The sequence below is a fragment of the Alcaligenes sp. 1735tsa3 genome (assembly GCF_024134565.1).
Classification (GTDB): Bacteria; Pseudomonadota; Gammaproteobacteria; order Burkholderiales; family Burkholderiaceae_B; genus Alcaligenes; species Alcaligenes phenolicus.
In genome coordinates this window covers 3050904-3075448 of the sequence record NZ_CP099862.1, presented here as the reverse complement: position 1 = coordinate 3075448, position 24545 = coordinate 3050904, and the positions used below count along the sequence as shown (strand labels likewise).

Genomic DNA, 24545 nt, shown 5'->3' with positions numbered 1-24545 from the left:
TCAAGCCTTCCTCAGCTTTTATTTCATATATGGAATATCGTTTCTTACAGCTTTTTTAGCTTGATGCCTTTTTAAGCGGACAAAACTGTCCGTATAATTTCGGAATGAAAAACCGGAATTTACCTAATCGTTCTGATGCCTTGGAACGCCGGGAACTGTTGCTGGATGCGGCTAACACGGTCTTTAGCAAGTGTGGTGTCACGGCCCCTTTGGATCAGGTTGTGTCGCAGGCAGGGGTAGGACGGGCGACGCTCTATCGTAATTTCCCTGATCGGGCTGCCTTGATGGAGGCGTTGCTGATACGGGCAGCAGACCGGATTGAAGAGCGCTTCTTAAGCAAGCGCAAAGGCAATGCCCAGGACTTCAAGGTCTTGATGCAGGTGCTGGCAGGGTTCGCGCTGGAGTCGGCTCCCATGTCGGATTACTGGAAGGCGATTGACCCCAATCACCCCACTATTGTGGGGGTGCGCGCACGTTTGGTTGAGCTGGCGCGCGAACCCTTGGCAATGGGGCAGGCTGCTGGGCAGTGCAACCCGGCCTTGCAGCCCACCGATATTCCCTTGTTGATTGGTATGCTGGCCGCCAGCTTGCGGGGGCGCACGGACAAGGAAAGGCTGCTGTTCGTAAAACGCTCGCTGAAGTTCTTGTGTGAAGGCGTGTTGTTGCAGGTGGACCGTAATGCTCCCGATTGGGAGCCTGAATGAGTCAGTACATCAAGCCGCATCCACATTGGGAAGAGCATGAAAAGCCCTTTATGCCGGGCTCGCCATCGGCACCTCATCATGAATCGCATATCCGTATGGCTTATGGTCTGGTTGCGATTCTGGTTGGTTTGACAGGTGGTTTGGGTAATGCCCTGGTGTCGGTGAATTTGCCGACGCTGCAAGGGGAGCTGGGGTTGACGCCCTCCGAGGCAGCCTGGTTGCCCGCAGCCTATGCCATGGTCAATATCACCGCCAATCTGCTGGTGTTCAAGTTCAGGCAGCAATATGGCATGCGCCTGTTTGCCGAGATAGGCCTGGGTTTGTATGCCGTTCTGGCTTTGCTTCATTTATCCATTAATAGTGCTGAATCGCTGATTTTTCTGCGTGGTGCCAGCGGGTTTTCTGGTGCGGCGGCCAGCACCCTGGGCGTCTTGTACATGCTGCAAGCTTTCCCCAGACGCCTGCTAGGTAAGGCTTTGGTGCTGGGAGTGAGTATCACGCAAATGGCGACGCCCTTGGCCTGGGTGCTGTCGCCGTCCTTGATAGAGCTGGGGAATTGGCACGGCCTGTATAGCTTTGAGGCGGGCATGGCCTTGTGCTCCTTTGCGGCAGTAGTGCTGTTGAAGTTGCCCCCCGGCTATCAGATCAAGGCGTTTGAAAAACTGGACTTCCTGGCTTTTGCCTTGTTTGCTCCGGCTGCCGGTTTGCTGATCGCATTCTTGACGCAAGGCTATATCCGCTGGTGGTTCAACGACACAAGCCTGGCCTGGATGGCGATGGCGTCCTTGTTCCTGTTCACCGTCTGTTCGTTTCTGGAATATCACCGCGTCAATCCTTTGCTGAAAGTGCGGTGGTTGGCGCAGGGTTCCACCATTTACTTTGCCGTCGGGGCCATGATTTTGCGCTTCATCACGACCGAGCAGAACTACGGCATGGTCAATATGCTGCGCAGTTTGGGCATGGGCTCGGAGCAGATGCAGCCTTTGTTCTGGGTGGTGTTTGTGGGCATTGTGTGCGGCATTGTGCTCAGCGCCGTCACCTTTGGGCCCAAGACGATTCTGGTACAGGTGTTTGCCGCGATTTTGCTGATTGGCGTGTCCAGCTTCATGGATTTTGGGCGTACCAGTCTGGACCGCCCGCAGGATTTTTTCTATAGCCAGTTTGTGCTGTCCATTGGCGCGGGCATGTTCATGGGGCCCTTGGTGATGATTGGCTTCAAACAAGCCTTCAAGTATGGCCCCGACCATATCGTGACTTTTATTGTGCTGCTCAATGTTACCCAGACCTTGGGCGGATTGATGGGCACTGCCACGTTGAGCACGTTTCAGCAGCAGAGACAGCAGCATCATTACGCGGCAATTGTCAGCCATGTGAATGTGGCTGAGCCTTTGGTGGCCAATCGTCTGAAACAGCAGCAACAGGCTGTAGGGCCAACGGTGACCGATCCGATGTTGAGGGCGGCGACGGGCACGGCTCAGTTGGCACAGATTGCCCGCCGCGAGGCCAGTGTCAGGGCGTACAACGATGTTTTTCTGTTGATTGGCATTCTGGCGACGGGCTTTTTGCTGTGGCCCGTGTTGCTGGCCGCTGGCCCCGCTATTCAGTCCAGACGAGCGCAAGCCGCTGCTGGCACTTCTTCGAATTCTTAAACCTGGTCCGTATTTATGAGTCAAGACACTTCATCTGAAAATCAGGATCGCAATAGTGAGCTTGCCGCGCCGACAGACTCGGATAACGATGGCAAGCTGGGTCCGAATACTGAACCTTCTCTGCCGCCCAAGATCATCAAACCCAGCAAACGCAGTGTCATTGCGATGGCCTTTGTATTGTTGGGAGGTTTGCTGTTGATCTTGTGGGCTTGGAACCTGGGGCCGTTCAACACCACTCGCGTCACTACCGACAACGCCTATGTACGTGGGCAGATGACGGTGCTGGCACCGCAGGTAAGCGGTTATGTGTCCGAGGTACTGGTGCAGGACTTTGAGCGAGTCCAGGCGGGCCAGCCTTTGGTGCGCATTGATGAGCGCATTTATAAAGAAAAACTGCATCAGGCGCAGGCTCAACTGGATGCGGCTTTGGCTGAGTTGGCGAATCTGGATCAAGCCCAAGCACAGAACCGCGCCAGCCTGGATGCTCGCAAGGCGGCCTTGGTGTCGGCTCAGGCTGAAGCCCGTCGCTCCGAGGCGGATCGTAATCGTGCCAGGGAATTGGCAAACAAAGGTTCGATCTCGGTGCGAGAGCGAGATCAGGCTGTAGCGACTGCCGAGCTGGGGCGCGGCAATATGCTGCAAGCCAAGGCAAACATTGCGATTGCCGAAGAAACCATCAAGTCCACCGAGGTGGCTCGGGCGACCTTGCAGGCCAAGGTGAAATCCGCTGAAGCCGCCTTGGGTTTGGCTCGCATCGATATGGATAACACCGTGGTGACCGCGCCCGCAGCCGGTCAGATCAGCGAAGCGTCTGTGCGTCAGGGGCAGTATGTGACGGCAGGTTCGCAACTGCTGTTTCTGGTGCCGGATACCCGTTGGGTAGTGGCGAACTTCAAGGAAACGCAGACGGCGGGTATTCATGTGGGGCAGTTGGCCCGATTCACCGTTGATGGTCTGGATGGCACAGAGTTTCAAGGTCATGTAGAGCGTATTGCCCCGGCCACGGGCTCCGAGTTTTCTGTGCTGCGCGCGGATAATGCCAGTGGCAACTTCACCAAGGTTGTTCAGCGCTTGCCGGTACGCATTGCTATCGATGCGGATCAGCCCGGTATGGAGCGTTTGCGACCCGGCATGTCCGTGATTGCCAAGGTGGATATTTCCGATAAGCCTGATCAAACAAAACAGGAGCATGAACAATGATCCTGTCTGCAAGAACGTATGGCATGGCCTTGTTAAGTGCTGCGGCGCTGTTGTCCGGCTGTATGCCTGCTTACCGGGTCGCACCCGAGCAGGCGCAGGTAACCGTGCCATCCGGGTGGATAGGAGCATCCTCTGAAGGCACAGTCGTTGATTCGGCCTGGTGGAAAGCCTTTAACGATCCTGGCTTGAGTGCACTTGTAGAAGCTGCCTTGGCACGTAATAACGATATCTTGAGTGCCGCTACCCGCATCGAACAGGCAAGGGCGGCCGTGCAGCTGGCGGATTCGTCCTTGGGCCCTTCCTTGTCCTTTGACACAGGCGCGCATGCAGAGCGGGCCCTGGGGCCTGGCGGTATGGCAATCAGCCGTGCGGTACAGCCTGCCGTGCAATTGAATTGGGAGCTGGATCTATGGGGGCGCTTGAGTTCGCAGGCGAAAGCGGCTGAACTCAAACTGTCTGCTACGCAGGCGGATTATGCTGCCATTGCCTTGAGCGTCGCCTCCGAGACAGCACGTACCTATATTGCCTTGCTGGGTCTGGATGCACAGTTGCAGCAGGCCAAGGCCACCTCTACCTCCCGGACAGAAGCCTTGCGCCTGGCGCAGGAAAAGTTTGATGCGGGCTATATCTCCCAGCTGGAGTTGACCCAGGCCCAGTCCGAGCTGGAAGCGGTAGCGCAGCATATTCCACAGCTGGAATTGGCGATTAGCCGTCATCACAATGCTTTGCGCCTCTTGTCCGGGGAGTTGCCTGCGGCTTATGAACAGAACGCCAGTTCCACCTTGTCGGCTTTAGAGCTGCCTGCACCGGGCTCTGGCTTGCCGTCCGAGCTGCTACGCCGCCGTCCTGATATTGCGCGAGCAGAGCTCGGTTTGGCTTCCAAGGACGCGTCCATGGCAGCCAGCCGGGCTGCCTTTTTGCCGCAGGTTTCCTTGTCGGCACGGGCAGGGGCTTTGTACGTCAGCGCCTTGAGTTATGACCCGACCAAGATCTGGAGTTTGGGTGGCAGCATTCTGGCACCAATTTTTGACCGTGGTCGTTTGCAGGCGCAGTTTGATTCTGCAACAGCCCAGCGCGATGAGGCGGCCTTTGCGTACCGCGGCGTTGTTTTGACGGCCTTTTCCGAAGTGGAAAACGCCTTGGCGGGCCAGCGTCGTTTTGCGGAAGAGTTAAGCCACGTGACCGCGCGTCGGGACGTCTTGAAGCGCTCTTTGGAACACGCCCGCAATCGCTATGAGGCTGGCTATGCGTCTTATCTGGAACAACTAGATGCGCAGCGGAATCTGTACGAGGCAGAAAACCAGGTCATCGCCGTGCGGGAAAACCAGTTGCAGAATATGGTGGATCTGTACAAGGCGCTGGGTGGCGGCTGGGATTATGAAAAGGCGATGAAGCGGGAGTAACTTGAAAGAGTCGGTAGAGGGGCCCTGTCAGGTGGAGCATGTGTTTTGCTGCTACTGCTCCCGCAAAATCCGCCGAATTTCCAGAATCGCCTCGGGCGTCTCCTGCACGCTGTGGGAGAACGGAATCACCAGCTCCGACGTCGCGCCGGGCAGATGAGAGCTTTGATAAGGCACCAGCCCGTCGTCCGAATACAGCAGGTCTTTTTTGGGCGTGTCGTTGGCGATAATGCTGTGATAACGCACTTGTGTGGAGATCGGCATTTTGGAGGTGATCTGCATGAATGGATCGCTGTCGCGCAGGCTTTCCACGCCATTGGGCAGGATCAGCATCTCGTCTTTGGCGGGCGTATTGCCAACCGCCACCTGGCTAAGTTTGTTGAGTTGAGTCACCACCGTAACCGGTAAGGTAATCAGTGCTGCCGCCAAGCGTGAAATACGATTTCCCGCAAACGGTGTGCCCTTGTGAGGCGCAGCAATAAAGATCGCTGTCGTCACACCGGGCAGGGGAGAGAAGTGCACCACATTGCCAAACTCCTGATTCATTTTGGCGATGCTGACATCATCCATTTGATAACGGTCGCGGGCTGCGTCTTCCAGCAGATTGTCGGACGAGGACACCAGCAAACGTCCCAGCACACCGCCCATGCTATGGCCGATCACCACGATATTGTTCGAGGCAACGGCTTTCCTGTCCGGATCAAAATGCCGGAAGGTTTCCGTCAGAGCTTTGCGAATTTCGGCATTGTTGTAGGGCAGGGGCAGGTTGGTCGGATAGTAGACCTGCCAGATCTGATAGCGATCCCGTAATTCTTCATCGCCCAGCACCTCATTGGCGACGTTAATCCACGCTTCCGGGCTGCTGGCCAGGCCGTGTAGCATGATGATGACGCGGCGATTCGGGTCATAGGGCTGTAGCAAAAACACATGCGGGGCTTCAATACCCCCCTCCCGTCCCAGAACGGTGCGCAATGCCTGGGTCGAGAAGTCCGAGCGTGCCAGCCATAGACCGTAGGCAGAGGTGTAATTGGCCGCCAAGGGTACTTGCACGTCTTTCAGCTTGACGCTGGTTTGCTGGTACGGATCGTAGCCAATAATGGTAGCGTCGCGAGTTTGCAGAACCTGGGACAGGGTTTCGCCGGGGAAAGTAATAATCCCCGTGACAGCCTGGAAAGGCGGTTCGCTGTAGGTGCTTTGAAAGCTGTTCGGCGTGACATCCTTTGACTCGTTCACGACCACCATCTCGGCTCCAAAACCGTCGCGCCGATAAATGCTGCGCACCCCGCGGAATGTTAATTGGGAGGCCGGAATCAACTCATGGGGCTGAGGGGCGGTGGCATCGCGTACCTGGGACAGATCACCACGAATACGCCACCGACCAATCTCGATAGTTTTCTGGAAGGCGTAGCTGGTGTCGTGATACTTGGCAAACAGCAGCATGGTCGCTTGCTGCACCGCGTAGTTGTAGTAGTCACGCACCTGGGTCTGGCGGTCTTCAAATGCCCGGTCTCCAGGCCTGCGATCCGTGAAGAACAGATAGGCGTAGGCATAGCGGGCGCTTTGCAGATAGGCATCGAACAGCTCGGTCGAGAAGTCTGGCCGGGCATTGCGACGCCCCTGCAAACGCAAGGCCTCTTGCGTCCAGATCTCGGCCAAGGTGGCCATGCGCTGCTCGGTGTCCAGATTCCACAGCTCTGTCAGCCTGGAAGAGCAGTGGGGAATATCTTTAGCACATTGCTCGGGCGCGATAGCCAGACTGGTCAGCGTATCGCGTGCGGAGGCGCTGAGTTTATTAGTGGTAAGAATGTCGCCACGGCGTTGGGCAATGTAATCCTCGGTGCTGACGGTGGCGATTTTGACGCCGGCGCAGCCGCTCAGCAGTATGGCCAGAACTGTGATGGCCCCAGCCTTGTGTAGCCCGCTCCTATGCTTGCCAGATACAAGCCGCTTCAAGCTGGTCGCGACGGCTTGTACCGGTGCCAGGTCAAGCAGCGTGTTCCGTACAGGATTAATCAAGGCCATCACGTTCTACAGTGGGTTCGTTGACGGGTTTAGAGGAGCTTGGTGCCGTGATACGGACTCAAGCAGCTGTCCAGCGGCGTCAAATCGGCAGATTTGCGGAATGTATCCGTGTGCGAAATGCGATATTAACCTAAAGGCCTGGTACTGGCAGCAGCCGGATCTGGGCTGTGCAAAGCGTGCTTGGTTTTCTTTGCTGCGGGCGCGGTAGGTGGCTGGTGTATTCAGTCTGTATGGAGGCACTGCGTTCGTAGGCGCAGCGTTCCAGGCATCGCTGCAATGTAGAGTGCTAATTCTTGATGAGGGGCTAGCTTTAAGCGTGTAGGGTGGACCCACATCAGAGCGTGGTGGAACTATCGGTTTGCTCTTATGGTGTTTTAGCTGCTCTAACGCTTGCCTGCAGCAGAAAAGAAAAAAGCCCAAACCGAAGTTTGGGCTTTTTGAATTTGGAGCGGGAGACGAGTCTCGAACTCGCGACCTCAACCTTGGCAAGGTTGCGCTCTACCAACTGAGCTACTCCCGCATTTTTTACTGCACTACCGACTTGTGACCAGAATTACTGGAGGCGCAAGCCGGAATCGAACCGACCTAGACGGATTTGCAATCCGCTGCATAACCACTCTGCCATTGCGCCGTGGTCGATTAAAAAGGGAAGCCTAGGCTTCCCTTAGGAATCTGGAGCGGGAGACGAGTCTCGAACTCGCGACCTCAACCTTGGCAAGGTTGCGCTCTACCAACTGAGCTACTCCCGCATTTTGCTGTGCAGATTGAATCTGTTTTCAGCGTTTTACTTATTAGCTATTGCTTATTAAGTAAAGAAAGCTAGTTTAGAGTGGCTATCTTTGTTTGTCAAGCGTTTTTGATATTTTGCTTAAGCTTTTTATCAGTACTGCCTAACGAACTAGCCTGCCTTCAAACTGCTTTTTGCTGCGAAACCGACGCTGCGCTAAGCAAGAACGTAACTATAGACTGCAGCAAAGAAGCTTGTCAATAGATTCTGTAAATTTTTCCGGAAAATTGTCTGTCCGAGCTATGCTTACTGCTTTCTTTGATCGTGGGACAGGGCCGTGGACAGGCAGCGTAATGTGGATTTGAGCTCTTTTAATACCTTGGGTTTGGGCAGCCGCGCGCGCGACCTGGTGGTGTATGACAATGTTACCCAGCTGCCTGCCTTGCAAGCGCTGGTGGAGCAGGGGGAGCGTATCTTTGTGCTGGGCGGTGGCAGCAATGTGGTGCTGGCCGAGCACGTTGATGCCCTGGTGATCAAGGTAGAAAGCAAAGGGATCTGTTTACTGCAAGAGCGGGACGATGCCTATATTGTGGAGGCGCAGGCGGGTGAATGCTGGCATGATTTTGTGCAGCATTGCTTGAATCAAGGCTGGCCCGGTCTGGAGAACCTGGCTTTGATTCCCGGTACGGTAGGTGCTGCGCCTGTACAAAATATTGGTGCTTATGGCTTGGAGCTGGAGCAGCGGGTGCACAGTGTACTGGCCTGGAGTTTTAAGGAAGGCAAAGAGGTGGAACTGTCTGCGGCCGAGTGTGGCTTTGCTTATAGAGACAGTCGCTTCAAGCACGACCCGGCCGGGAGCTGGTTGATTCTGGCGGTGCGCTTTGCCTTGCCGCGTCAGTGGAAGCCGGTGCTGGAGTACCCCGATCTTAATAAGCAAGCTCATTTGGCGGGGGAGCCAGACCCTCAACGTATTTTTGATGCGGTTTGCCAGATTCGCCGTCAAAAATTGCCTGACCCTCGTGTCTTGGGTAATGCGGGCAGTTTCTTCAAGAATCCCCTTGTGCAGACCGAGCAGCGTGATGCCTTGAAGCAGCAATGGCCCAATCTGGTTTCTTATGAAGTTGGACAGGGCCAATGCAAACTAGCGGCGGGCTGGTTGATTGACCAGTGTGGCTGGAAAGGCAAGCGTGATGGTGCCGTGGGCGTGCACGATCGCCAGGCTTTGGTGCTGGTGAATCATGGTGGCGGAACTGCGCATGATATTGAACGCCTGGCCCAGGCGATTCGGGGTTCTGTTCGGGAACGCTTCGGCGTGGAGTTGGAACAAGAGCCCGTTATTGTCAATTAAACATCGACCGCGCCCCACCATCGCAGAGTTTGTGCCAGATGGTGGCGCACGGCTTGCATGGCCGCTTCGGGGTTTCCTGCCTGTAGCGTATCCAGAATCTGTAAATGCTCCTTCATGGCGGGCACAATGCGCTCGGGTAATGGGCGGCGCGAGTGCTGCAGCACATTGATGCGATCACAGTTCTCTTCGTAGATCGTCATGGCCGAGCGGTTCTGTAGTGCTTGAGCCAGATAGCGATGCAAGGCCCAGTCCACTTCCATGGCCTGAATCTGCAAAGCGGTGGTAACAAGGCCGCTTTGTGCCTGCTCCAGAATCTTCTCGTGTTTGTCCCGCAAGCTCTCCAATGCGGGCTGCTTGGCACAGCCAGCCAGTATCCTGGCCCCCTCCTGATCAAAGACACAGCGCAGCTGGAAGCATTCCCGCAGCGCTTCCGTGGTTGCCTCCAGAACCAGCACTCCCCGCTTGGGCAGGATGGACACCAGCCCGGCAGCCGCCGCGCGCTTGACCGCTTCACGCACTGGGGCCAGAGGGAAGTCGCTTAATTTCATCAGCTCCGCCATCGACACCATCTGCCCCGCGCGTACCTGCCCTGTAGCCAATAAATGACGAAATGCCTGAAACGCCTGGGTGGCCAGCAAAGTGTCATCAGAGGAGGAGGGAATACTCATTTAGCGTCTCCGGTTTGTACTTGTAGGGGTTTTTACGACTGCTTGTGCATATTCGATTTTAATTATATTCGGTATTTCATATTGAATATATGCTGACATGTCAGATGAGATTTTAGATTGATGGATTGCTGGTAGCGACACGGCAGCGCTTACAAAACAACAGGAGACAACGATGCGTTTTTTGTACAGAACCTTGTTTGGACAGGTCATTGTGGCCTTGATACTGGGAGTCCTGGCGGGTGTGATCTGGCCGGATTTCGCCGCCTCGCTCAAACCCTTTGGTGATGGTTTTATCAAGCTGATCAAAATGATCGTGGCTCCCTTGGTGTTTTGTGTCGTGGTGCACGGAATTTGTGGCAGCAGCGATTTGAAGAAGGTGGGGCGTGTTGGGGTGAAGGCCTTGATTTACTTTGAGGTTGTCACCACCTTTGCCTTGGCCTTGGGCATTTTGCTGGGCTACTTCTTTACGCCTGGGCATGGGATGAATGTAGACCCCAGTACTCTGGACGCCAGTGCCATGGCTGCATATACCTCGCGAGTGGAGCAAAGCACAGATACCGTCGGGTTTTTAATGAAGATTATTCCGACGACGTTTGTGGATGCCTTTGCGTCAGGCGATATTTTGCAGGTGCTGCTGATTGCAATTTTGTTTGGTTTGGCGGTTGCCTTGCTGGGTGAGCGGGGTCGTCCGGTAGCATCGGCGGTAGAGACGCTGTCCCATGTGTTCTTCAAAATTATTGGTTTCATCGTCCGTTTGGCTCCCTTGGGTGTGCTGGGAGCCGTCGCTTTTACGGTTGGCGAATACGGGCTTGGCACCTTGGGCAAGCTGGGCCTGCTGGTTGTACTGTTTTATGTGACGTGCGCCATTTTTGTGCTGGGCGTCTTGGGGCTGATCTTGCGCATGACCGGCTTTAGCATCATCAAGCTGTTGAAGTATCTGCGCGAGGAATTGCTGGTTGTGCTGGGCACAGCGTCGTCTGATGCGGTCTTGCCCCAAGTGATGCGCAAGCTCGAGCGTATGGGTATCAAGCAATCCACTGTGGGTTTGGTGGTGCCAACAGGTTATTCCTTTAACCTGGATGGTTTTTCGATCTACCTGACCTTGGCCGCCGTGTTTATTGCACAGGCAACCAATACCCCCTTATCCTTTATCGATTTGATGACCATTTTGGCCATTTCCATGTTGACCTCCAAAGGGGCGCACGGTGTGCCGGGGTCTGCCATTGTGATTCTGGCAGCGACCTTGAGTGCGGTTCCTGCTATTCCGGCCATTGGTCTGGTGCTGGTTTTGTCCGTTGACTGGTTCATGGGTATGGCGCGGGCCTTGACCAACTTGATTGGTAATTGCGTAGGAACCGTGGTGGTGGGCGCCTGGGAAGGTGACGTGGACCGAGAGCGGGCTCATGCTGTTTTGGATGGGCGTGTTCACGTTGATCTGAGCCAGGACAGTAATGGCAATTAAGCCGAGCCGTTCATGAGCTTAAAACCCGTGTCAGCCAAATCGGCTGAAACGGGTTTTTTATTGAGCCTTAAGTCTACTAATCATCAATTAAATCAGAGCATTAAGCTGAAACTTCTTCCAGCGAACGCCCCTTGGTTTCCACGCCCAGAGCGATCACCACCAACGCTGCAATGGAGAAGGAAATAGCCCCCAAGGTGAAAACGCCTGCATGACCGGTCCAGGGCAGGATAAAGCCCACCAGCAGCGGTCCGAACAAGGAGCCCAGTCGGCCAATGGAAGAGGCAAAGCCCGCGCCTGTGCTGCGTGTCCGTGTGGGGTACAGCTCGGGGGTGTAGGCATACAAAACCGACCACATGCCAAACATGAAGAACTGCATGCACAAACCAGCGCCAATCAGTTGAGCCACAGGCGCCTGACTGGTGGCGACGTGGCCATAAATAAAGGCACAGCCTGCGCTACCGAACAGCATCAAGATCATGGTTGCCTTGCGTCCCCATTTCTCCAGCAACCAGGCCGAGAAGATGAAGCCTGGAATACCGGCCAGGGAAATATAGATGGTGTAGGTAACGGACTTGGTGACTTCATACCCGGCTTGTTGTAGCAGTGCGCCCAGCCAGGTAGTCAGACCGTAGTAGCCCAGCAAGGAGAAGAACCACAGCATCCACAGCATCAAGGTGCGGCGGGCGTATTGGCCTTGCCAAAGTTGGGCAAACAGCGCGCCACGTTTCAACTTCTCGCAAGGGGTGGGAGGCAGGGGAGAGGGCAGGGCCTGGCCGCCGTTGGCCTGAATAACTTTATGTTCAAAGGCCGTGGTGACTTGTTCGGCGCGGTCGTTATGGCCTGCTTCTTCCAGCCAGCGGGGGGACTCAGGAACCCAACGGCGGATCACAAACACAAACAGGGCGGGGATAGACAGGGCAATGAAGATCCCGCGCCAGCCTATATAGTCCAGGCTCAGGTAGGTCAGAATCCCGGCGCTGATAAAGCCCAGCGGCCAGAAGCCTTCCAGAATCGCGATGTACCGACCGCGACTTTTAGCGGGCACGATCTCCGAAACCATGGCCAGGCCGATGGGAAATTCCATTCCCATGCCAAACCCCAGCAGCACCCGGAACGCCATCAACTGCTCGACGTTTTGGGACAGGCCACAGGCCAGGCTTCCTACACCCCAAAAAATCATGCTCCATTGAAAGACAGGTTTGCGCCCGTACTTGTCTGCCAGCATGCCCGCAATGGCAGCACCCAAAAACATGCCTAAAAAGCTGGAGCTGGCCAGCATCCCCGCCTGCGCGGTGCTGAGCCCCATTTCTGCTTTGATGGAACCTAAAACAAAAGTCATGATGCCCAGGTCCATGGAGTCAAAGAACCAGGCGGTCGCGATAATACCGAACAGCATGCGTTGATAGCGTGTCATGGGCAATCGCTCCAGGCGATTGGCCACATTGGGGGATACGGCTGTCATAGGTGTCTCCTGTAGGTCCGCTCTTGTGGCGGGTTTATGTATAGGTGACCTGCCGTCAGGCCATGGCAGGCCTTTTTTCTTCTACTGATATATTACATGAATACTAGTGGTATCTATTTTAAGATTAAATAATGGTATGTACTTAGCTGGCTAATTAATTGTGGGTCAGTGCTCCGGCTAAAGAGCCCTCAAAAGCGTGTTGAATAATGCGTTGATAGGCGCTGGTGCAGTCAGCAACCGGGAAGGCTTTGGCAAGACGAGTCACTTGCAGTGCGTCGCTCAACAGGCGCTCCAGCTGATGCTCCTGTACGCCGCATTGGCTCAGGTCCGAGGGGATGTCCAGTTGTTCGACCAGCGACCGCACAAAGGCAGGCAGGGCCAGTAAGGTATCTTCCGGCTTGCCGGTTGGCATGCCCAGTAGTTGGGCGACTTCCAGCAATTCCGAGGCGCGGGTTTCACGCAGTTCGTCCAGAACGTAGGGCAGCAGCACGGCATTGGTGGTGCCGTGAGATTGATGCGTCAAACCTGCCAGTGCGTAGGCAATGCCGTGCACCGCATTCAGACCTGCCGTGCCGTAGGACAGGGCGGCATAGTAGCTGGCGCTGGCCATGCCATCACGGGCTTCAGTGTCGGTGCCGTCGCGATAGGTTCGCAGCATGTACTGGCCGCACAGGCGTATGGACTCGCGTGCGAACATCATGGTCAGGCTGGATCGGCCACTATAGCCAGGGTCGGGGCTACCGCCACGGTCAAACAAGCTGGCGTCCTGAGTCACGAAGGATTCAATTGCGTGGGTCAGGGCATCAATACCGGCGTCGGCAGTGACTCGGGGTGGGCAGCTATCGCTGAGTTCCGGGTCGATGACCGCAATGGCGGGACGCAGCGCATTGCCCATGACGGCAATTTTGGTGGCATTGTCAGGGTCGACCAAAATGGCTCCCGGTGTTGCTTCTGATCCCGTGCCGGAGGTGGTGGGCAGGGCGATCAAGGGCAAGGGCTTGGTGTGGGCGGGCCAGGTCCCGCTGTAGGTGCGTATGGGCTCCCCGGTGGGGACGGTCAGACACAGGGCTTTAGCCAGATCTATATTGCTGCCGCCGCCCAACGCTAATACGAAATCGATAGGGTGATCGGCCAGGTGGGCACGTACTTGCAGCGTGGCCTGATCACATAAGGTAGTGGAAGGATCTGGCTCGCCCCCATCAAAAACCACAAGTTCAATTCCCTGTTCTCTACAGGCGGCGATGTGGTCCTGAACCCAGGTGGTTTGAATGGTGAAAAAACGGTCGGTAATCAATAAGCCGCGACGCCAGCCCAGGTGGGCAATCAAGGCAGGTAGTTCATGGCGGCAGCCGCGTCCCATCAGGGTGCGGGGTGGTGGGCAAAAGAAAACGTGTGTGTTCATACGGCAGTCCTTGCGGTGTGTAGAGAGCAGAAGGGGTCTATCAATGAGGCGATCAGTTCAGTGTGTGAGCCCAGGATGCTGTGGCCCGCATCAGGCAGGCTGTGCAAGGTGGCTTGTGGCAGTGCCTGCGCCAACCGGTGGGCGTGCTCAATGGGACAGTCCTGATCCTGTTCGCCATGGATGATCAAAGAGGGGATGGAAATACGGGGAAGTTGCGCATACAGGTCGTGGTGCCGATTAGCCAGCCAGGTCCAGGCCACATCTTGATGACCGGCGGCCTCCAGCAGGCCCAGGCGCTGTTCCCGTTCTGCAATTTCTTGCAGCAAGGCAGTCGTGTCTTGGGCCTTGAACCATTGAGTCCGGTTCAGGCTGGCTGTGCCCGATAACAACAGCAGGGCTTGAGGCAGTGGGGCCTGTTTGTCCAGTAAAGTCAGACAGGTTTGCAGCACCACCGAGACACCCAGGCTCCAGCCTGCCAGGACATAGGGCGTGTGTTCAGGCAAGGCTTGAATGCTGGCGCGTAGATCCTGCACAAAGCCGTCCAGCCCGTAATCTTCCTGGCTGGAGCCACGAAAGGCATCGCCTCGGCCTCGCAAGTCCGGGGTGTGCCAGGACATCAAATTCGAGCTGGCGTTGACCACTGGCAGCCAGCTGCGATGGGTGCCCTGAATCCCATGCACGGCAATGATGGTGGTTTGCTTTGAATCGCAGGCAATGCTCATGTGGCTTCCTGGAGTAGATAAATACAACTAAGATATGAGGCTGTTGCCCAGTTCCGGCCTTGTACTTGCAGGGCCAGAGCAGGCGTCAGAGTTTGGGTGTCAGCAGCAAACGCTGCGTTTTAAAGGCAGGGTCAGCATGGTTACAAGCAAGCGGAAGGTAGCGGGAAAAGGGCAGGCTCAAGATGAGGTGCTGGACATCAAGGCCTTGACGGAACCCAAGCCCAAGCTCACAGACATTGCTTATGAGCGTTTGGAAGAAGCCATCATTACCCTGAAGCTGCCGCCGGGCAGCATCGTGTCCGAGCTGACCTTGAGCCAGATGTTCGAGATTGGCCGCACGCCGATTCGGGAGGCCATTCAACGTCTGGCACGCGAACATTTGATGCTGGTCTTGCCGCAGCGTGGGCTGTTGATTCCAGAGCTGGACATGCCCAAGCAACTGCGCCTGATCGAGACGCGACGGGAGATCGAGCGTCTGATCTGCCGTAGTGCGGCCAAACGGGCGACACGCGATCAACGCGAGCAATTCAAGAGCTTGCATGATGCTTTCCTGGAAGCAGCCACCCAGAACGATGAAGTCAGTTTTATCCGGGCAGATCGACGGTTGAATGAGCTGGAAATCGAGGCGGCTCGCAATGAGTTTGCCGAGGCAGCGATGCGTCTGACACATGGGCTATCCCGTCGTTTCTGGTTTTGCCACTATCAGCAAAATCCGGATTTAACGGAGATGGGCAGACTGCATGCCAACTTGGCGATGTCCATTGCCGGGGGCGATATGGACCAGGCCGGTCAAAGCCTGGATCTCTTGATGGACTACATCGAAGAACTCGCCCGCACGACCCTGATTTCCAGCTTGTAAGGACAGGCAGGGTCTTAGCTGGCCAGACCACGCTCAAGGGCGTGGGCCTCTTCTTTTTTCAAGGCCGGGCCGTCCGTGGTGTCGCCAGTATCTTCAAAACGGAAACGGCGAATAATGGGCTTGAGCTCTTCCTTGACGTGCTTTTCGCTGTAGCCATTGAACAGGTGGCCAAGCAGACCGCGACGCAGATCCGTAGTGCCCATGGCCCAGTCGGCGATCGGGAACGTCAGGTTCATGTTGTACTTCATCATGATGCCCTGATTGTGGTGGGCGGTATGGTGGCGGCGAATGGTGTTGATGAAGGGCATATTGCGTACAAAGCTGTTCTCATGCACATGACAGCAGTAGTGAAAGGCCTCGTACACCAGGTACTGCGCCACCATGGTCATGAATACAAAATAGCCTGCATTGGGGTTGATGATGGTTGCGGCCAGCCAGCCCAGAATCCCGCCGCCTACCCCCAACGTGGCCAGAACGCGCCAGGGGAAAAACACAATCCGGAACTCCTTGCTGGAATCAATTGTGGCTTCGTTGTCGGTGAAGTACTGGTGATGCTGGCGGGTGTGGCGTTCGTAGATTTCCCGCAATCCAATGATGTTGATGCGTCGGTGCATCACATAACGGTGCATGGCCCATTCAACAAAATTACCCGCCAGAAAAACGGGGATCACAATCAGCCATTCCCAACCTACCGGGCCTAGCTGGGTGATGCTGTAGTAAATCGCTGCCAAGCCCACGATGTAGGTCACTACCACGTGAACAATGCCGTTGTAGGCGGGGCTGATGTTGGATTTGTAGTCCTCTCGGAACTTGCGTTGGCGTTCGCTCATCATGTCGGTTGTCTCCTGCGGAAAAGGTTTATTCTTTGAATATCCAACTAACATATTAGTGATATTTTTTTCTGCGTCAAGCAGGGAAAACAGGGGGGAGGGAATGTGACAAGGGGGCGACTTAAGGGGAGAACCCGCCACAGCGTTTGGTGGAGCAGTTTTTCAGGCTGGGCTCAGGGCTGGTTTTGCCGTTTTACTGGCGAGCTTGGAGCTGCTTTTTTGTGATGAGGCGAGTTGGGAAGGGACAGGACGGGACACACTGGATCAAGGCTGGAGCAGGAGAGGAAAGGACGAGTGAAGGACAAAGCAAGGTAAAGAGTAGGGACAAAGGCAAAGGGATAGGTGCTGGTCAGATCAATCCAGCGTGGCCACTTTCGGAAAGTAGCCAACAGGAGGAGGCTCTGTTAAGCGAAGATAAAAAAAGCCGGCTCGAAAGCCGGCTTTTGGTCAGAGCGTTTGCAAGTCAGGAACTTACAGGCCCAGCACGTCTTGCATGTTGTACAGGCCAGTGTTTTTATCGCCCAGGAAACGGGCTGCACGCAGGCTGCCGTTGGCATAGCCAGCACGGCTGCTGGAGCGGTGCGAGATTTCGATGCGCTCGCCTTCGCCGCAGAAAAACACGGTGTGGTCGCCCACAATATCGCCACCACGGACGACGGAGAAACCAATGCGGCCATCCTGACGGGCACCGGTGTGGCCGTGACGGGCCCAGTCGGCTACATCATTCAGGGATTCACCCCAGGTTTTGGCAATGGCTTCGCCCATGGCCAGAGCTGTCCCCGATGGCGCATCCACCTTGTTGCGGTGGTGGGCCTCAAACACCTCGGCGTCGTAGCCCTGGTTCAGCAAGGCAGCCGCCATTTCAATCAACTTCAGGGTGGCATTGACGCCTACGCTCATGTTCGGGGCGAAGACAATGGCAATCTCGCGACCAGCCGCCAGAATCTGTTGTTTCTCTGCTTCGGAAAAACCGGTAGTGCCAATGACCAGACGGGTGCCGTGCTGCATGCAGGCGTCCAGATGGGCCATGGTGCCTTCAGGGCGGGTGAAGTCGATCAGGCAATCTGCCTGGGCCAGGGCGTTCAGGTCGTCCGTGACTTTGATACCTGTGTCTTTACCCAGAAAGGCTCCTGCGTCCTGACCAATGGCTTTGGAGCCGCTGTGGTCCAAGGCCGCGGCCAGTGTCAGGTCGGTACTGTTCAAAACAGCTTCAATCAGCATACGGCCCATACGGCCGTCTGCGCCAGCAATGGCAATGCGCATGTATCCTGTGTCCTTAACGTAAAGCTTAAAGCGTGGGCTGGTTGCCGCTCACGCTGGGCGTTGGGGCGGCTTGGTCGGCATCAGCGGGGGGCGGGGTGTGTTTCTTGCCTGTGTCGCTGCGCTCGAAGGGCTGGCGGTCAGGTTGCTCGTCGCCTTCCCAGCGAACCAGAGTGTCGCCTTCAAACCAGACGGTAAAGGTGCGCTGCTCGCTCTTGCCGTAGCCAGGCTTGTTCAGGTAAGGGTAGTCCCAACGGTCGGCGTGGAAAATGTCCTGCAAGGTGGGCGAACCCAGCAGGTAACGAACCTGTTCGCGTGTCATCCCCGATTGCAGGCGGGCCACTTGCTCGGCAGTGATCCAGTTCCCCTGCTGAATGTCGGCGCGGTATGGGAAGCCCCATTTAGAGGATCCGCAAGCGCTCAGGGCGGCGGCAGCCAGGCTGGCTGCGAGTATGGCGCGGATGACAGGAGTGAATGAATTGGCCTTCTTCTGCACGAAATGCCCCAGTAGGAATAAAATCGTTATCATATAAGGGTTTAGGAAAAAGCGCATGAATTGCGCATTGAACCGCCTCAAGACGAGCTGGTTTTCAACCAGGACGGACTTGAGATCCATCCCCATCAAGATGCGATAATTTAGCCATGAACGATCAAAATGAACTGAAGAACATGGGGCTTAAGGCGACTTTTCCGCGCCTGAAGATTCTGGATATTTTTCGCCGCTCCGACCAGGACGGTCAACGCCACCTGAGCGCTGAAGACGTATACCGCCTGCTTATTGCCGAAGAAGTCGATATTGGTTTGGCCACGGTTTACCGTGTGTTGACCCAGTTCGAGCAAGCCGGCATTTTGGTGCGCAGCCAGTTTGACGGCGGCAAAGCCGTCTTTGAACTGAATGATGGCGATCACCACGATCACCTGATCTGCACCAATTGTGGCGTTGTGGAAGAGTTTACCGACAGCAATATCGAAGCCCGCCAGCACCAGGTCGCCAAAGACCACGGTTTTGTGCTGGAGAGCCATACCATGCTGCTGTACGGCATTTGCCCCAAGTGCTCGGAAGCGGGCAAGCAGGCCAAGCCTACCTTGCGCAGTTAATCCCTTTGTAGAGGGTCCGCCGGTGCGGGATCTGATGATTGGGGGCAGGATAGCCAGGGCGGCATCCTGAAAATTCAAAGAACAATCAGATCCGGATCACAGGGCCTCACGATTGGATACAAAAAAACCACCAGCTGCCTCGGCGCTGGTGGTTTAGCTTGCGTTTCAAAATTGCTTAACGCTGACGTGCCAGCATTTCCCGCGCATGTTCACGCGTTGTTTGTGTAATTTCCAGACCACCCAGCATGCGGGCGATTTCGTCCACGCGTTCGTCTTGCGTCAAAGGACGGATAGAGGAAAAGGTCTGACCTTGCTCGGTCGTTTTCTCGACCTTCAAATGATGGTTGCCGCAGGCGGCCACTTGGGGCAGGTGGGTCACACACAAGACCTGATGACGTGCCCCCAACTCTTGCAGCAAGCGTCCCACCACTTCGGCCACCGCGCCACCGACACCCGTATCCACCTCGTCAAAAATCAAGGTAGGCACGCGGGCTGCCTGGCTGGCGATAACAGACAGTGCCAGGGAAATTCGGGCCAGCTCACCACCCGAGGCCACCTTGGCCAGCGGACGTGGTGTTACCCCTTCGTGACCAGCCACCAGAAACTCTACCTGCTCTGCGCCGTGAACCTGGGGCGCGCAAGCGGTCAGGGCGACCTCGAAGCGACCGCCTTGCATGGCCATGGACTGCATCGCCTGGCTGACTTGTTTGCTCAGTTGCACACTGGTTTTGCGTCTTGCGGCACTTAGCTTGCTACTTAGCTCCTGGTACTGTTTTTCAGCCTGCTGAGCCTTGGCTTGCAAGGCTTCCAGATCAAAAGACTGTTGCAGCTGTGCCAGCTGTTCCTGCCAGGTTTCCAGCAGGCTGGGCAGTTCTTCGGGCTCCACTTTCAGCTTGCGTGCGGCACTGAAAATGGCAGAAACCCGTTCTTCTGCCTGCGCCAGACGTTCGGGGTCCAGCTCCATATCGCTTAGATAACTGTTCAAGTCCGAAGCTGCTTCGGTGACGGCAATTTGTGCCGACTCCAAGGCGTCCACAATCGCTTGCAGGCCTGGGTCATGACGAAGCAGGGCGCTCATTTCGTGGCTCGCTTTGCCCAGCAGTTGCTGTACCGAGGTTTCCTCGCCATCCAGAGCTGTCAGGGCCAAGGCACTGCCGTCAATCAAGGCCTGGGCATGGGACAGGCGGGTGTGTTCTTGTTGCAACTGGTCCCATTCACCAGCACGCAGATTCAGGCTGGACAGCTCGTTGATCTGCCACTCCAGACGCTCCTGCTCTCGTTTGCCCTGCTCAGCACTTTGACTGGCCTGTTCGACGGCTTTGCGTGCCTGGCTCAATTGCTGCCAGGACTGCGCCACTTGGCGCGCCAGGGGTAAATGGCCGCCTTGGCTGTCGAGCAGATCGTATTGGCTTTGAGGGTTCATCAGACTTTGATGAGCGTGCTGACCGTGAATCTCCACCAGCAATTCACCCAGCTCGCGCAATTGAGTCAGGGTTGCAGCGCTGCCATTGATGTAGCTGCGGTTGCGACCTTGCTGGTCGATCAGTCGACGCAAGATCAACTCGTCCGCGACATCGAAGTCACGCTCGCTCAGCCAGCTTTGAATGTCTTGTTCACAATCGAAGTGCGCGCTGACTTCAGTGCGCGGACAGCCCTCGCGGATGGCTTTGGCATCGCCGCGTGCCCCCAGCACCAGGGAGAGCGCGTCAATCAGAATGGATTTACCAGCGCCGGTCTCTCCGGAAAAAACCGTGAAGCCGGAGTCGAAATCAATCGTGGCTTGATCCACGATCACAAAGTCTCGAACGTGCAGGGTACGGAGCATAGGGGTTTATTCGTTTTCGTCGTTAGGCAAAGGGATGTGATTCCAGCCCAGCTTCTGACGCAGGGTGGAAAAAAAGCTGTAGCCCTTGGGATGGATAAAGCGAATGGTGTCCTGGGAGCGACGCACGTCAATGCGGTCTCCCTGCTGACAGTCCGACCAGGTTTGCATGTCAAAGTGCACGCTGCCACCCGACTCCACCCGGCCCAGGGCCGTAATGGTCAAGTTCAGGGTGCCTGTGTCGGGTAGCACGATAGGGCGGTGCGACAGGGTTTGCGGAGCAACGGGGACCAGCAAAAATGCCTTCAGGGAAGGGTGCAGCAAGGGACCACTAGCCGCCAGCGCATAGGCCGTGGAGCCCGTGGGGGTGGAGATGATCAGGCCGTCGGAGCGCTGGCGGTACATGAATACGCCGTCAAGCTCGACACGCAGCTCGATCATGCCGCCGCGCCCGGCACGGTTGATGACCACATCGTTCAGGGCCACACCTGAATACAGCACTTGCCCGTCACGCACCACGCGGCCTTCCAGCATGGAGCGCTCTTCAATGTCGTATTCGCCTTTCAGCACGCGCAGCAAGGCGTCGTTGGCGTCATCCAGGGGAATGTCGGTAATGAAGCCCAGGCGGCCGTGGTTGATCCCGATCAGGGGAACCTTGCTGTGGGCTAATTCGCGCGCAGCGCCTATCATGGTGCCATCCCCGCCCATCACGATAGCCAGATCGGCGCGCTCGCCAATTTGGGCATAATCGCCGATGGGGAATCCGGTAATACCGGCATTCTGGGCGGTTGTGGCCTCAAGCAGCACCGAGCAACCAGTGTTGACCAGGGTTTTAGCCAGCGATCGGATGGGCGCATCCAAGCCGGAGTCCTGGTATCTGCCAACAATGGCAACCGTTTTGAAATGCATGGGGCGAAAACCTTATGATTGATGAAATAATGGCGATCAGTGGATTATAGAGTTGCCACTCTAGGCTTGGCTGTAAGATTCTCCCCTTTATCATGCAGAGCTGGTGTTTTTAAGTGACGTACGCGACATGGATGACAGAGCAAATGCCTTGTTGAAGGTGCTGATCGAGCGTTACATCGCCGATGGTCAGCCGGTAGGGTCCCGTACCTTATCGACCATTTTTGATTTTTCCCCGGCCACGATTCGTAATGTGATGGCCGAGCTGGAAGGCCTGGGCCTGATTCATAGCCCCCACACCTCGGCGGGGCGCATTCCTACGCCCAAAGGCTATCGCCTGTTTGTGGATCGCCTCCTGGCTGCCGAGCGTTTCGAGCGGCCCGATGCACGCAACCTTAGCCAGTACCTGCCTTTTGACGAGCCCAACCGGGCGGTCAGTTCTGCCGCTTCCTTGCTGTCGAATCTGTCGCAGTTTGCCGGTGTGGTGCTGGCGCCGAAAAAAGCCCAGACCTTCAGGCAGATTGAATTTATTCGCCTGTCTGACAAACGGGTGTTGCTGATTATCGTCACGCCGGATGGTGATGTGCAAAACCGCATCCTGTTTGTCCCGCGCGACTATCTGGAGCAGGAGCTGGTCGAGGCCAGCAACTTTTTCAATCAGCATTTCTCGGGCATGTCCTTCGAGTCGGTCAAGCTGGCCTTGTCGCAGGAGCTCAGCTCCTTGCAGGCGGACATTTCGCGCCTGATGCAACAGGCGGTGGATGTGGGCAGCCATCAGCCCGATAGCGAAGAAGCGGTGGTCATCGCCGGTGAAAGCAAGCTGTTGAACGTGACCGAGATGGTGGCGGACATGGACCGTTTGCGCCGTCTGTTTTCCTTGTTCGAGAAGAAAACCGATCTGCTGCACTTGCTCGATGTCTCCAGTCAGGCCGATGGCGTGCAAATTTATATAGGCGGAGATTCGCAGCTTTTACCTTTGGATGATGTGTCCGTCATTACCGCGCCGTATGGCGTGGATGGCAAGGTCGTGGGGACGCTGGGTGTGATTGGGCCATCGCGGATGGCGTATGATCGTGTGATTCCTATCGTGGACATTACGGCCCGGCTATTGTCCAATGCCTTGAGCCATCACTCTGCCAGTTAAGGTTTGGACCTTCAGTCTGTTGTTGGGCTGAAGGCAATCTGGCTGTCTAACGTACTAATCATCATGCCCAAGTTGTTTGCTTCTCCTTATTTGCCCGAAGCGCAGGACGCCGATATGTTCAATGATCAGGCTCCGGTACGCGAGGCCGGGCCCATCGGTATTTTGCTGGTCAATCTGGGCACGCCGGACCAGCCCGATGCTGCGTCCATTCGCCGCTACCTGGGGGAATTCCTGTCAGATCCCCGTGTCATTGAAATCTCTCAGCCGCTCTGGCAGATTATTCTGCGTCTGTTCATCTTGCCTCGCCGCCCCAGCAAGCTGGCACCGCGTTACAAGGATATCTGGTTGCCACAAGGCGCGCCCTTGCTGGTCTACAGCCAGGCACAGGCCGATGGCCTGCAAGAGCTGCTGCAATCGCAAGGCCATGATGTGAAGGTGGAGCTGGGTATGCGTTATGGCAACCCGTCCATTGCCAGTGGTCTGGATAAATTGAAAGCAGCGGGTTGCGAACGAATCTTGAGCTTGCCCCTGTACCCGCAGTATGCAGCCAGCACCACGGCTACGGCGGTGGATTGCGTGGCGGAGCACCTTGGAAAACAGCGCAATCAACCTGAGCTGCGCTTCCTCAAGCGTTACCATACGCACCCGGACTACATTGGCCCGCTGGCGGCACAGATACGCCGCTACTGGGATGAACATGGCAAGCCAGAGCGTCTGCTATTGAGCTTTCACGGCTTGCCGCGCCGCTGCGTGGAGCTGGGCGACCCTTATTACCGTGACTGCCGTGAAACGGCGGATGCCTTGCGTGCGGCGCTGGATGAGCCTGCTGTAGAAGTGCATATGGCATTTCAAAGTCGCTTTGGTGCGCAGCGCTGGCTGGAACCCTATACCGAGCCCACCTTGCGCGAATGGGGCAAGCAGGGCGTGGGGCGTGTGGATGCCGTCTGCCCCGGTTTTCTGGCCGATTGTCTGGAGACGCTGGAAGAAATCCAGGTGGAATGCCGCGACGCTTTCCTGGAAGAAGGTGGCCGCGAGTTCCATTACATACCTTGCCTGAATGACGATCCGCAATGGATTGAGGGTCTGGGACGGCTGGCCGTGCAGCATCTGGGAGGCTGGTTGCCCAGTCGTCTGGTGCCAGCCGGATAGCGGTATTGGACGTTTTCCAAGGGACTGGCCAGCAAAATATGCAGGTGGGTCTTGAACTGGGGGCAGATGCCCCCATTTTTATGCGATCAACGAATTCTGTAGTGGAGATACATCGAATGGCTACACATGCCGATCCCAATAAGCCTCTGGACGGGGAAGTGACGGAAAACACGCCTGAACAGGCACAACAGGGCACCCCCGAGCACGAACAGCCAGAGATTTTGGCTCAGCAGCCCGAAGAAAGTTCGGCTGATCTGGCCACCGAGTTGGCCCAGGCCCAGGAAAAAGTGTCGCAGTACTACGACCAACTGCTGCGTGCCAAGGCCGAAGTGGAAAACATTCGCCGCCGTGCGGAGGATGATGTCTCTAAAGCCCGCAAGTTCGGCACCGAGTCCTTTGCTGAAAGCCTGATTCCCGTGCGTGACAGCCTGGAAGCGGCTCTGGCCCAGACCGAGCAAAGCACGGACGCCTGGAAAGAAGGCGTGGAAACTACCTTGCGTCAACTGAACAAGGCTTTTGAGCGCAACAACCTGAAAGAAGTGGCTCCCCAAGCCGGTGACAAGTTTGATCCGCACCTGCACCAAGCCATTTCGGCCGTGCCTTCGGAGTTTGAAGAAGGCGCAGTGGCTCAGTTGCTGCAAAAGGGCTACACCATTTCGGATCGCGTGTTGCGTCCGGCCTTGGTGATGGTGTCGGCCCCCAAGTAATAGA

The 24545-nt window shown here is 56.2% G+C and carries 21 protein-coding genes and 3 tRNA genes; 11 read left to right on the top strand and 13 right to left on the bottom strand.

Annotated elements, in window-relative coordinates:
* Positions 1 to 104 precede the first annotated feature (104 nt).
* Genes NIZ92_RS14320 through NIZ92_RS14305 form a run of 4 tightly spaced genes read left to right on the top strand, consistent with a single transcriptional unit; the run spans position 105 to position 4956 of the window.
* A complete protein-coding gene (locus NIZ92_RS14320) occupies positions 105 to 704 on the top strand; it encodes a TetR/AcrR family transcriptional regulator (RefSeq protein ID WP_254002142.1) in 600 nt (199 codons plus the stop codon).
* A complete protein-coding gene (locus NIZ92_RS14315; protein WP_254002141.1) occupies positions 701 to 2353 on the top strand; it encodes an MFS transporter in 1653 nt (550 codons plus the stop codon). The genes NIZ92_RS14320 and NIZ92_RS14315 overlap by 4 nt, the downstream gene beginning before the upstream one ends.
* Positions 2354 to 2368: 15 nt before the next feature.
* A complete protein-coding gene (locus tag NIZ92_RS14310; RefSeq protein ID WP_238441756.1) occupies positions 2369 to 3553 on the top strand; it encodes an HlyD family secretion protein in 1185 nt (394 codons plus the stop codon).
* Positions 3550 to 4956: an efflux transporter outer membrane subunit gene (locus NIZ92_RS14305; RefSeq protein ID WP_254002140.1), complete on the top strand. Its 1407-nt coding sequence runs from the start codon at positions 3550 to 3552 to the stop codon at positions 4954 to 4956. Before NIZ92_RS14310 ends, NIZ92_RS14305 begins: the two co-directional genes overlap by 4 nt.
* Before the next feature lie 51 nt (positions 4957 to 5007).
* Here the strand turns inward: NIZ92_RS14305 and NIZ92_RS14300 are convergent, their stop codons facing one another.
* The 4 genes from NIZ92_RS14300 to NIZ92_RS14285 form a co-directional block, all read right to left on the bottom strand.
* A complete protein-coding gene (locus NIZ92_RS14300) occupies positions 5008 to 6975 on the bottom strand; it encodes a triacylglycerol lipase (RefSeq protein ID WP_254002139.1) in 1968 nt (655 codons plus the stop codon).
* A gap of 444 nt (positions 6976 to 7419) precedes the next feature.
* Positions 7420 to 7495, bottom strand: a tRNA-Gly gene (locus tag NIZ92_RS14295).
* Positions 7496 to 7532: 37 nt separating this feature from the next.
* Positions 7533 to 7606, bottom strand: a tRNA-Cys gene (locus tag NIZ92_RS14290).
* Positions 7607 to 7648: 42 nt separating this feature from the next.
* Positions 7649 to 7724: transfer RNA gene (locus NIZ92_RS14285), tRNA-Gly, on the bottom strand.
* A 315-nt stretch (positions 7725 to 8039) separates the two neighbouring features.
* Between NIZ92_RS14285 and murB the strand changes: the two genes are divergently transcribed.
* On the top strand, positions 8040 to 9050 hold the full coding sequence (murB, locus tag NIZ92_RS14280) for a UDP-N-acetylmuramate dehydrogenase (RefSeq protein ID WP_254002138.1): 1011 nt from the start codon (positions 8040 to 8042) through the stop codon (positions 9048 to 9050).
* Here murB and NIZ92_RS14275 read toward each other — a convergent pair.
* Positions 9047 to 9718 (bottom strand): GntR family transcriptional regulator, encoded by a 672-nt coding sequence (locus NIZ92_RS14275; protein ID WP_247966566.1) that lies wholly within the window; start codon positions 9716 to 9718, stop codon positions 9047 to 9049. The two genes, murB and NIZ92_RS14275, sit on opposite strands and share 4 nt — an antisense overlap.
* Before the next feature lie 172 nt (positions 9719 to 9890).
* Here NIZ92_RS14275 and NIZ92_RS14270 point away from each other — a divergent pair, with 172 nt between their 5' ends.
* A complete protein-coding gene (locus tag NIZ92_RS14270) occupies positions 9891 to 11180 on the top strand; it encodes a C4-dicarboxylate transporter DctA (protein WP_088450611.1) in 1290 nt (429 codons plus the stop codon).
* Between the two features lie 100 nt (positions 11181 to 11280).
* Here NIZ92_RS14270 and NIZ92_RS14265 read toward each other — a convergent pair whose 3' ends face one another.
* The 3 genes from NIZ92_RS14265 to NIZ92_RS14255 all read right to left on the bottom strand — a co-directional run bounded on the left by NIZ92_RS14265 (position 11281) and on the right by NIZ92_RS14255 (position 14766).
* A complete protein-coding gene (locus NIZ92_RS14265) occupies positions 11281 to 12642 on the bottom strand; it encodes an MFS transporter (RefSeq protein ID WP_254002137.1) in 1362 nt (453 codons plus the stop codon).
* 154 nt (positions 12643 to 12796) lie between these two features.
* Positions 12797 to 14044, bottom strand: coding sequence for an iron-containing alcohol dehydrogenase (locus NIZ92_RS14260; protein ID WP_254002136.1), 1248 nt, complete (start codon positions 14042 to 14044; stop codon positions 12797 to 12799).
* Complete coding sequence (locus NIZ92_RS14255; protein ID WP_254002135.1) at positions 14041 to 14766, bottom strand: alpha/beta fold hydrolase; 726 nt, start codon at positions 14764 to 14766, stop codon at positions 14041 to 14043. Before NIZ92_RS14255 ends, NIZ92_RS14260 begins: the two co-directional genes overlap by 4 nt.
* A gap of 136 nt (positions 14767 to 14902) precedes the next feature.
* Here NIZ92_RS14255 and NIZ92_RS14250 point away from each other — a divergent pair, with 136 nt between their 5' ends.
* On the top strand, positions 14903 to 15625 hold the full coding sequence (locus tag NIZ92_RS14250) for a GntR family transcriptional regulator (protein WP_026483247.1): 723 nt from the start codon (positions 14903 to 14905) through the stop codon (positions 15623 to 15625).
* 14 nt (positions 15626 to 15639) lie between these two features.
* Here the strand turns inward: NIZ92_RS14250 and NIZ92_RS14245 are convergent, their stop codons facing one another.
* From NIZ92_RS14245 to NIZ92_RS14235, 3 genes are all read right to left on the bottom strand, one after another.
* A complete protein-coding gene (locus NIZ92_RS14245; RefSeq protein WP_009459555.1) occupies positions 15640 to 16458 on the bottom strand; it encodes a sterol desaturase family protein in 819 nt (272 codons plus the stop codon).
* A gap of 468 nt (positions 16459 to 16926) precedes the next feature.
* Positions 16927 to 17718 carry a 4-hydroxy-tetrahydrodipicolinate reductase gene (dapB, locus tag NIZ92_RS14240; protein ID WP_026483245.1) on the bottom strand — a complete coding sequence of 264 codons (792 nt, stop codon included), beginning with the start codon at positions 17716 to 17718 and terminating at the stop codon, positions 16927 to 16929.
* Positions 17719 to 17743: 25 nt separating this feature from the next.
* Positions 17744 to 18211 carry an outer membrane protein assembly factor BamE gene (locus NIZ92_RS14235; RefSeq protein ID WP_226348990.1) on the bottom strand — a complete coding sequence of 156 codons (468 nt, stop codon included), beginning with the start codon at positions 18209 to 18211 and terminating at the stop codon, positions 17744 to 17746.
* Positions 18212 to 18357: 146 nt separating this feature from the next.
* Between NIZ92_RS14235 and fur the strand changes: the two genes are divergently transcribed.
* On the top strand, positions 18358 to 18813 hold the full coding sequence (gene fur / locus NIZ92_RS14230) for a ferric iron uptake transcriptional regulator (RefSeq protein WP_035272094.1): 456 nt from the start codon (positions 18358 to 18360) through the stop codon (positions 18811 to 18813).
* A gap of 175 nt (positions 18814 to 18988) precedes the next feature.
* Here fur and recN read toward each other — a convergent pair whose 3' ends face one another.
* On the bottom strand, positions 18989 to 20638 hold the full coding sequence (recN, locus tag NIZ92_RS14225; protein ID WP_254002134.1) for a DNA repair protein RecN: 1650 nt from the start codon (positions 20636 to 20638) through the stop codon (positions 18989 to 18991).
* Between the two features lie 6 nt (positions 20639 to 20644).
* Positions 20645 to 21544 (bottom strand): NAD kinase, encoded by a 900-nt coding sequence (locus NIZ92_RS14220; protein ID WP_254002133.1) that lies wholly within the window; start codon positions 21542 to 21544, stop codon positions 20645 to 20647.
* 127 nt (positions 21545 to 21671) lie between these two features.
* Here NIZ92_RS14220 and hrcA point away from each other — a divergent pair, with 127 nt between their 5' ends.
* The 3 genes from hrcA to grpE all read left to right on the top strand — a co-directional run bounded on the left by hrcA (position 21672) and on the right by grpE (position 24541).
* A complete protein-coding gene (hrcA, locus tag NIZ92_RS14215) occupies positions 21672 to 22685 on the top strand; it encodes a heat-inducible transcriptional repressor HrcA (RefSeq protein WP_009459549.1) in 1014 nt (337 codons plus the stop codon).
* A gap of 63 nt (positions 22686 to 22748) precedes the next feature.
* Entirely contained in the window at positions 22749 to 23834 is a 1086-nt protein-coding gene (gene hemH, locus NIZ92_RS14210) for a ferrochelatase (protein ID WP_254002132.1), read from the top strand.
* Positions 23835 to 23950: 116 nt separating this feature from the next.
* A complete protein-coding gene (gene grpE / locus NIZ92_RS14205) occupies positions 23951 to 24541 on the top strand; it encodes a nucleotide exchange factor GrpE (protein ID WP_009459546.1) in 591 nt (196 codons plus the stop codon).
* Positions 24542 to 24545 lie beyond the last annotated feature (4 nt).

Bases quoted from the DNA above. Each gene is read 5' to 3' on its own strand.
- NIZ92_RS14320 (WP_254002142.1), top strand. From the start codon at position 105: ATGAAAAACCGGAATTTACCTAATCGTTCTGATGCCTTGGAACGCCGG.
- NIZ92_RS14315 (WP_254002141.1), top strand. From the start codon at position 701: ATGAGTCAGTACATCAAGCCGCATCCACATTGGGAAGAGCATGAAAAG.
- NIZ92_RS14310 (WP_238441756.1), top strand. From the start codon at position 2,369: ATGAGTCAAGACACTTCATCTGAAAATCAGGATCGCAATAGTGAGCTT.
- NIZ92_RS14305 (WP_254002140.1), top strand. From the start codon at position 3,550: ATGATCCTGTCTGCAAGAACGTATGGCATGGCCTTGTTAAGTGCTGCG.
- NIZ92_RS14300 (WP_254002139.1), bottom strand. From the start codon at position 6,975: ATGGCCTTGATTAATCCTGTACGGAACACGCTGCTTGACCTGGCACCG.
- NIZ92_RS14275 (WP_247966566.1), bottom strand. From the start codon at position 9,718: ATGAGTATTCCCTCCTCCTCTGATGACACTTTGCTGGCCACCCAGGCG.
- NIZ92_RS14270 (WP_088450611.1), top strand. From the start codon at position 9,891: ATGCGTTTTTTGTACAGAACCTTGTTTGGACAGGTCATTGTGGCCTTG.
- NIZ92_RS14265 (WP_254002137.1), bottom strand. From the start codon at position 12,642: ATGACAGCCGTATCCCCCAATGTGGCCAATCGCCTGGAGCGATTGCCC.
- NIZ92_RS14260 (WP_254002136.1), bottom strand. From the start codon at position 14,044: ATGAACACACACGTTTTCTTTTGCCCACCACCCCGCACCCTGATGGGA.
- NIZ92_RS14255 (WP_254002135.1), bottom strand. From the start codon at position 14,766: ATGAGCATTGCCTGCGATTCAAAGCAAACCACCATCATTGCCGTGCAT.
- NIZ92_RS14250 (WP_026483247.1), top strand. From the start codon at position 14,903: ATGGTTACAAGCAAGCGGAAGGTAGCGGGAAAAGGGCAGGCTCAAGAT.
- NIZ92_RS14245 (WP_009459555.1), bottom strand. From the start codon at position 16,458: ATGATGAGCGAACGCCAACGCAAGTTCCGAGAGGACTACAAATCCAAC.
- dapB (WP_026483245.1), bottom strand. From the start codon at position 17,718: ATGCGCATTGCCATTGCTGGCGCAGACGGCCGTATGGGCCGTATGCTG.
- fur (WP_035272094.1), top strand. From the start codon at position 18,358: ATGAACGATCAAAATGAACTGAAGAACATGGGGCTTAAGGCGACTTTT.
- recN (WP_254002134.1), bottom strand. From the start codon at position 20,638: ATGCTCCGTACCCTGCACGTTCGAGACTTTGTGATCGTGGATCAAGCC.
- NIZ92_RS14220 (WP_254002133.1), bottom strand. From the start codon at position 21,544: ATGCATTTCAAAACGGTTGCCATTGTTGGCAGATACCAGGACTCCGGC.
- hrcA (WP_009459549.1), top strand. From the start codon at position 21,672: ATGGATGACAGAGCAAATGCCTTGTTGAAGGTGCTGATCGAGCGTTAC.
- hemH (WP_254002132.1), top strand. From the start codon at position 22,749: ATGCCCAAGTTGTTTGCTTCTCCTTATTTGCCCGAAGCGCAGGACGCC.
- grpE (WP_009459546.1), top strand. From the start codon at position 23,951: ATGGCTACACATGCCGATCCCAATAAGCCTCTGGACGGGGAAGTGACG.